Here is a 6,794-nt window from a genome sequence, read left to right as displayed (position 1 = left end):
ACACCTCACTGGTAGATCCCACACCGGCCGACACCGCCCCGAGCAGGGCCGCCGCCTCCCCGCGCGCCCCTACCACGGCGGGCCCCGTCCCGGGCCCGCCCGGCCGCGCGCGGGGAGGCGGCGGCCCTGCTCGGGGCGGTGTCGACCGGGGTGGGATCGACCAGGGAGATGTCGACCGGGACGGTGCCGACCAGGGCGATGCCGGTCGGATCGTTGCCGGTGGAGGCACTGCCGGCAGGGGCGGTGCCGGCCGTGGTCCTGGTGCTCGGGTCAGTGCTGGTCGGGGCCCTGGCGCTGGGCGTCGCGGTGCTCGGGGCGGGGGCCCTGCTGGGGCTCGGGTTCCTGGGTGCGGCGGTCGGACGTGGACTGGAGGTCGGCGTCCAGCTGGGAGAGGTCGGCGGAGAGCGCCGCCATCAGCTCCTCCATCTGCTGGAGCAGGCCCTTGGGGGCGCCGGCGCCCTTCTGCTCGGGCACGGACTGCGGCACCGGCTGTTCGGGCACGGCCCGCTCCGGCGCGGCTTCCTGGGACATGGCGGCCTCCTCGGCCCGGGCCCCGCCGCCGAGGACGGGGCCGTGAGAGAGACGCACCGGCAGTGGCCGCCGGCGCGCGGGCCGGGCGGTCCGGCTCCGCCCGAGCCAACGACGGTGCCGGGCCCCGGTCACTGGCCAGGGCGGACGCGGCCCGCCAGGGAGCTGGATATTCACCCGACCGAGCCGGTGCGGACGGGGAGCTGACGGCGATGTTGACAGGCACCCGACGGTGCAGGATGGAGGCATGGATCTTCGCATCTTCACGGAACCCCAGCAGGGGGCCGACTACGACACCCTCCTCACGGTGGCCCGGGCCACCGAGGAGCTCGGATTCGACGCCTTCTTCCGCTCTGATCATTACGTCAGGATGGGGAGCGGGGACGGGCTGCCCGGACCGACGGACGCCTGGATCACCCTGGCCGGCCTGGCCCGGGAGACGAAGCGGATCCGGCTCGGCACGCTGATGACGGCCGGCACCTTCCGGCTCCCCGGGGTCCTCGCCATCCAGGTGGCCCAGGTGGACCGGATGTCCGGCGGCCGGGTCGAACTGGGCCTGGGAGCGGGCTGGTTCGAGGAGGAGCGCAAGGCCTATGGCATCCCCTTCCCGAAGGAGAGGTTCGGCCGCCTCGAAGAGCAGCTGGCGATCGTCACCGGCCTGTGGGAGACCGAGGTCGGGAAGACCTTCAGCTTCCACGGGGAGTACTACCAGCTGGCCGACTCGCCCGCGCTGCCCAAGCCGGCCCAGTCCAGGGTCCCGGTGCTGATCGGCGGGCACGGCGCGAGCCGTACGCCGCGGCTCGCCGCGCGGTACGCGGACGAGTTCAACATCCCGTTCGCGTCCGTCGAGGACAGCGAGCGGCAGTTCGGCCGGGTCAGGGACGCCGCCGAGGCGGCCGGGCGGCCGGCCGGCGACCTGGTGTACTCGAACGCGCTGGTGGTCTGTGTCGGCAAGGACGACGCCGAGGTGGCCCGCCGGGCCGCCGCCATCGGCCGGGACGTGGACGAGCTCAAGGCGAACGGGCTCGCGGGCTCGCCCGCGGAGGTCGTCGACAAGCTCGGGCGGTACGCGGCGATCGGCTCCTCCCGGGTCTACCTCCAGGTCCTGGACCTGGAGGACCTGGACCACCTGGAGCTGATCTCCGCCCGCGTCCAGTCGCAGCTGGGATGAGCGGGGGCGATCCGATGAGACCGGTCACCACGCTCGCCGAAGCCCTCGGGGCGGGGGTGCTCGTCCTCGACGGAGGGCTGTCCAACCAGCTGGAGGCGCAGGGCTGCGACCTCTCGGACGCGCTCTGGTCCGCGCGGCTCCTCGCCGACGGGCCCGAGCAGATCGAGGCGGCCCACACGGCATACGTGCGGGCCGGGGCGCGGGTGCTGATCACCTCCAGCTACCAGGCCACGTTCGAGGGCTTCGCCCGGCGGGGCACGGGCCCGGAGGAGGCGGCGCGGCTGCTCGCCCGGAGCGTGGAGCTCGCCCGGACGGCGGCGGAGGGAGCGGGGGAGGAGGTGTGGGTCGCCGCGTCCGTCGGACCGTACGGGGCGATGCTCGCGGACGGCAGCGAGTACCGGGGACGGTACGGGCTGTCCGTGGGCGCGCTCGAACGGTTCCACCGGCCCCGGATCGAGGTGCTCGCCGGGGCGGCGCCGGACGTCCTCGCCCTGGAGACCGTCCCGGACGCGGAGGAGGCCGAGGCGCTGCTGCGGGCGGCCGAGGGGTGCGGGGTGCCGGTGTGGCTCTCGTACACCGTCGAGGGCGGGCGGACCCGGGCCGGACAGGACCTGGCGGAGGCCTTCGCGGTCGCCGCGGGGAACGAGCAGGTCGTGGCGGTCGGGGTGAACTGCTGCGACCCGGCCGAGGCGGGGGACGCGGTGGAGCTCGCCGTGGCCGTGACCGGGAAGCCGGCCGTGGTCTACCCGAACAGCGGGGAGCGGTGGGACGCCCGGGCGCGGGGCTGGCAGGGGGACATGGCCTTCGACCCGGCGTGGGCCGTCGGCTGGGCGGAAGCGGGTGCCCGGCTCGTCGGCGGCTGCTGCCGCGTCGGCCCGGCCACCATCGGCGCGCTCGCCGACGCCCTGGCGACGCAAGGAGGAGACAGCACCGGCTGAGGCCGCGGCCCCGGTCCCGGCGGCGCGGAAAATGCCTGGTGGGGAGGGGAGGGGCGAACCATACTCGAAGGTGTGTTCCTGACGATCAGTACGACCGGCAACCCGGAGCGACCCGCGACCGATCTCGGCTTCCTGCTGCACAAGCATCCCGAGCGGGCGCAGGCGTTCTCGACCTCGCACGGCACGGCGCACGTCCTCTACCCCGAGGCGAGCGCCGAGCGGTGCACCGCGGCACTCCTCCTGGAGGTGGACCCCGTGGCGCTGGTGCGCCGCGGCAAGGGCAAGGGCCGGGGCGGCGCCCCGGACTCGGCGCTCGCGCAGTACGTGAACGACCGGCCCTACGCGGCGTCCTCGCTGCTCGCGGTCGCGCTCGCCAAGGTCTTCAAGACCGCGCTGCACGGCGAGTGCAAGGCGATGCCCGAGCGGGCCGCCGCGCCGCTGCCGCTGCGCGTCGAGGTCCCCGCGCTCCCCGCCCGGGGCGGCGCGGAGCTGGTGCGGGCGCTGTTCGGGCCGCTGGGCTGGGACACGGTGGACGCCGAACCGGTGCCCCTGGACGGGGAGTTCCCCGAGTGGGGCGACTCGCGGTACGTGCGGCTGGTCCTGGAGGGCGAGCTGCGGCTCGCGGACGCCCTCAACCACCTGTACGTCCTGCTGCCCGTGCTCGACGACGCCAAGCACTACTGGGTCGCGCCCGACGAGGTCGACAAGCTGCTGCGCGCCGGTGACGGCTGGCTGGCCGGCCACCCCGAGCGGAAGCTGATCACCGCCCGCTACCTCTCGCGCCGCTGGGGCCTGGCCCGTGAGGCGACGGAGCGGCTCGAACTGGTCCGGCTCGCCGAGGCCGAGGGCCTGGACGTCGAGGACGTCGACAACGCCGTCGACGAGACCACCGACACGGAGGAGCGTCCGGTGCCGCTCGCCGAGCAGCGACGGGAGGCGATCCTCGCCGCGCTGCACGGCGCCGGTGCGGCTCGCGTGCTCGACCTCGGCTGCGGGCAGGGGCAGTTGGTGCAGGCCCTGCTCAAGGACCCGCGCTTCACCGAGATCGTCGGTGTCGACGTGTCCGCGCGGGCCCTGGGCATCGCCGCGCGCCGACTGCGGCTCGACAGGATGGGGGAGCGGCAGGCCGCCCGCGTGAAGCTGACGCAGGGCTCCCTCGCGTACACCGACAAGCGGCTGGCCGGGTACGACGCGGCCGTGCTCAGCGAGGTCATCGAACACCTGGACCTGCCGAGGCTGCCGGCCCTGGAGTTCGCGGTGTTCGGTTCGGCCCGGCCCCGTACGGTCGTCGTGACCACGCCGAACGTCGAGTACAACGTGCGCTGGGAGTCGCTCCCGGCCGGGCACGTCCGGCACGGCGACCACCGCTTCGAATGGACCCGCGAGGAGTTCCGGGCCTGGGCGGCCGGCGTCGCCGGGCAGTACGGGTACGGGGTCGAGTTCGCCCCCGTGGGACCGGACGACCCGGAGGTCGGGCCGCCGACCCAGATGGCCGTCTTCAGCCGTACCGACACCGAGAAGGAGGGACCGAGATGACCACCGGGACCCGCGTCCTGCCCGTCACCGATCTGTCCCTCGTGGTGCTCGTCGGTGCCACCGGTTCCGGCAAGTCCACCTTCGCCCGGCGCCACTTCAAGCCGACGGAGATCGTCTCCTCCGACTTCTGCCGGGGGCTCGTCGCCGACGACGAGAACGACCAGTCCGCGAGCCGGGACGCCTTCGACGTCCTCCACTACATCGCGGGCAAGCGCCTCGCGGCCGGGCGGCTGACCGTCGTCGACGCCACCAACGTGCAGCAGGAGGCCCGGCGCCAGCTCGTCCAGCTGGCCAGGACCCACGACGTGCTGCCGATCGCGATCGTCCTCGACCTGCCCGAGGAGGTCTGCCGCACCCGGAACGCCGCCCGGCCCGACCGGGCGGACATGCCCGCGCACGTCATCCAGCGCCACCGGCGGGAGCTGCGCCGTTCGCTGCGCGGTCTGGAGCGCGAGGGCTTCCGCAAGGTGCACGTGCTGCGCTCCGTCGAGGAGGTCGAGGCCGCCGAGGTCGTCCTGGAGCGCCGCTTCAACGACCTGCGGCACCTCACAGGACCCTTCGACATCGTCGGCGACGTCCACGGCTGCAGCTCCGAGCTGGAGACCCTGCTCGCGAAGCTCGGCTACGTCGACGGACACCACCCCGAGGGGCGGACGGCCGTCTTCGTCGGCGACCTCGTCGACCGGGGCCCCGACTCGCCGGGCGTCCTGCGCCGGGTCATGGCGATGGTCGCCGCGGGCGACGCCCTGTGCGTCCCCGGCAACCACGAGAACAAGCTCGGCCGGTGGCTCAAGGGCCGGAAGGTGCAGGAGACGCACGGACTGGCCGAGACCATCGAGCAGTTGGGGCGGGAGGGCGAGGAGTTCCGGGCGGAGGTCGGACAGTTCATCGAGGGGCTCGTCAGCCACTACGTCCTCGACGGCGGGAACCTCGTCGTCTGCCACGCCGGTCTGCCGGAGAAGTACCACGGCCGGACCTCCGGGCGGGTCCGCTCGCACGCGCTGTACGGGGACACGACGGGCGAGACCGACGAGTTCGGGCTGCCGGTGCGCTACCCGTGGGCGGAGGAGTACCGGGGCCGGGCCACCGTCGTGTACGGGCACACGCCCGTGCCGAACACCTCCTGGATCAACAACACCATCTGCCTCGACACCGGGGCCGTCTTCGGCGGGAAGATGACCGCGCTGCGCTGGCCGGAGCGCGAACTCGTCGACGTACCGGCCGAGCGCGTCTGGTACGAGCCGGCGAAGCCGCTCGCCACCGAGGCGCCCGGCGGGCACCAGGGACGCCCCCTGGACCTGGCCGACGTGCACGGGCGGCGGACCGTGGAGACCCGCCACGGCGGGAACGTCGCCGTGCGCGAGGAGAACGCGGCGGCGGCCCTGGAGGTCATGAGCCGGTTCGCGGTCGACCCGCGGCTGCTCACCTACCTGCCGCCGACGATGGCGCCGGTCGCCACCTCGAAGGAGGAGGCCCGCGGCGGAGCCGCTGATGGACACTACCTGGAGCACCCGGCCGAGGCCTTCGCCCAGTACCGGGCGGACGGCGTCGAGAAGGTCGTGTGCGAGGAGAAGCACATGGGCTCGCGCGCGGTGGCCCTCGTCTGCCGGGACGCCGACGCGGCCCGTGAGCGCTTCGGCGTGAGCGGGGTGACGGGCGCGCTGCACACCCGTACCGGGCGGCCCTTCTTCGACGACGCCGACGTCACCGAGGAGGTCCTCGGCCGGCTGCGGACGGCGATCGGCGCCGCCGGGCTCTGGGACGAACTCGACACGGACTGGTTGCTGCTCGACGGCGAACTGATGCCGTGGTCGCTCAAGTCGGCCGGGCTGCTGCGCGCGCAGTACGCGGCGGTCGGCGCCGCCTCCGGCGCCGTCTTCCCGGGTGCGGTCGCCGCCCTGGAGCAGGCGGTGGCGCGCGGGGTCGAGGGGGTCGACGGGCTGCTCGCGAAGCAGCGCGAGCGGGCGGCGGACGCGGAGGCCTTCACCGAGGCGTACCGCAGGTACTGCTGGCCGACCGAGGGCCTCGACGGCGTGCGGTTCGCGCCCTTCCAGCTGCTCGCGGCGCGCGGGCGCTCGCTCGCGGCCGTGCCGCACGACGAGCAGCTCGCCCGGCTCGACCGGCTCGTCGAGCACGACCCGACCGGGCTGCTCCAGGTCACCCGCCGGCTCGTCGTCGACACCGGCGACGAGGCCTCGGTGCGCGCCGGCACCGACTGGTGGCTCGAGCTGACCGCGGCGGGCGGCGAGGGCATGGTCGTCAAACCGCTGGCGGCGCTGGTACGGGACGCGAACGGCCGCCTCGGGCAGCCGGGCGTGAAGGTGCGGGGCCGGGAGTACCTGCGGATCATCTACGGTCCCGAGTACACCCGTCCGGAGAACCTGGAGCGGCTGCGGCAGCGCTTCCTCGGCCACAAGCGTTCGCTCGCGCTGCGCGAGTACGCGCTCGGCCTGGAGGCCCTCGACCGCCTCGCCGCGGGCGAACCGCTCTGGCGCGTCCACGAGGCCGTCTTCGCGGTCCTCGCCCTGGAGTCGGAACCGGTCGACCCGAGACTCTGAGGGGGAGCGAGGGTGTGTGGGCAGGCGTTCCGCGGGGGCGAGGGGGTCCCCCCTGCTCGAGCG

5 protein-coding genes are annotated in these 6,794 nt (G+C 74.4%); 4 read left to right on the top strand and 1 reads right to left on the bottom strand.

Going from position 1 to position 6,794, the window contains the following annotated elements; all coding sequences use genetic code 11:
- Positions 1-270: 270 nt before the first annotated feature.
- Positions 271-531 (bottom strand): hypothetical protein, encoded by a 261-nt coding sequence (locus tag CCN56_RS18995; protein WP_086828365.1) that lies wholly within the window; start codon positions 529-531, stop codon positions 271-273.
- A 244-nt stretch (positions 532-775) separates the two neighbouring features.
- On the opposite strand from CCN56_RS18995, the gene CCN56_RS18990 reads away from it, so the two are divergent.
- From CCN56_RS18990 to CCN56_RS18975, 4 genes are all read left to right on the top strand, one after another.
- Positions 776-1,699, top strand: a complete 924-nt coding sequence (locus CCN56_RS18990; RefSeq protein ID WP_086828363.1) for an LLM class F420-dependent oxidoreductase — start codon at positions 776-778, stop codon at positions 1,697-1,699.
- A gap of 14 nt (positions 1,700-1,713) precedes the next feature.
- Positions 1,714-2,637 carry a homocysteine S-methyltransferase gene (gene mmuM, locus CCN56_RS18985; RefSeq protein ID WP_086828362.1) on the top strand — a complete coding sequence of 308 codons (924 nt, stop codon included), beginning with the start codon at positions 1,714-1,716 and terminating at the stop codon, positions 2,635-2,637.
- A gap of 72 nt (positions 2,638-2,709) precedes the next feature.
- The gene (locus CCN56_RS18980) at positions 2,710-4,173 is read left to right on the top strand and encodes a 3' terminal RNA ribose 2'-O-methyltransferase Hen1 (RefSeq protein WP_086828360.1); all 1,464 of its coding nucleotides are present in this window, start codon (positions 2,710-2,712) and stop codon (positions 4,171-4,173) included.
- Positions 4,170-6,731 carry a polynucleotide kinase-phosphatase gene (locus CCN56_RS18975; RefSeq protein WP_086828359.1) on the top strand — a complete coding sequence of 854 codons (2,562 nt, stop codon included), beginning with the start codon at positions 4,170-4,172 and terminating at the stop codon, positions 6,729-6,731. Before CCN56_RS18980 ends, CCN56_RS18975 begins: the two co-directional genes overlap by 4 nt.
- The last annotated feature ends 63 nt before the right edge of the window (positions 6,732-6,794 follow it).

This window comes from Streptomyces sp. NRRL B-24572 (assembly GCF_002156145.1).
Taxonomy (GTDB): Bacteria; Actinomycetota; Actinomycetes; order Streptomycetales; family Streptomycetaceae; genus Streptomyces; species Streptomyces vietnamensis.
Note: the sequence above shows the minus strand (reverse complement) of the source record. Positions and strands in the feature narration are given on the sequence as shown.

Bases quoted from the DNA above. Each gene is read 5' to 3' on its own strand.
- CCN56_RS18995 (WP_086828365.1), bottom strand. From the start codon at position 531: ATGTCCCAGGAAGCCGCGCCGGAGCGGGCCGTGCCCGAACAGCCGGTG.
- CCN56_RS18990 (WP_086828363.1), top strand. From the start codon at position 776: ATGGATCTTCGCATCTTCACGGAACCCCAGCAGGGGGCCGACTACGAC.
- mmuM (WP_086828362.1), top strand. From the start codon at position 1,714: ATGAGACCGGTCACCACGCTCGCCGAAGCCCTCGGGGCGGGGGTGCTC.
- CCN56_RS18975 (WP_086828359.1), top strand. From the start codon at position 4,170: ATGACCACCGGGACCCGCGTCCTGCCCGTCACCGATCTGTCCCTCGTG.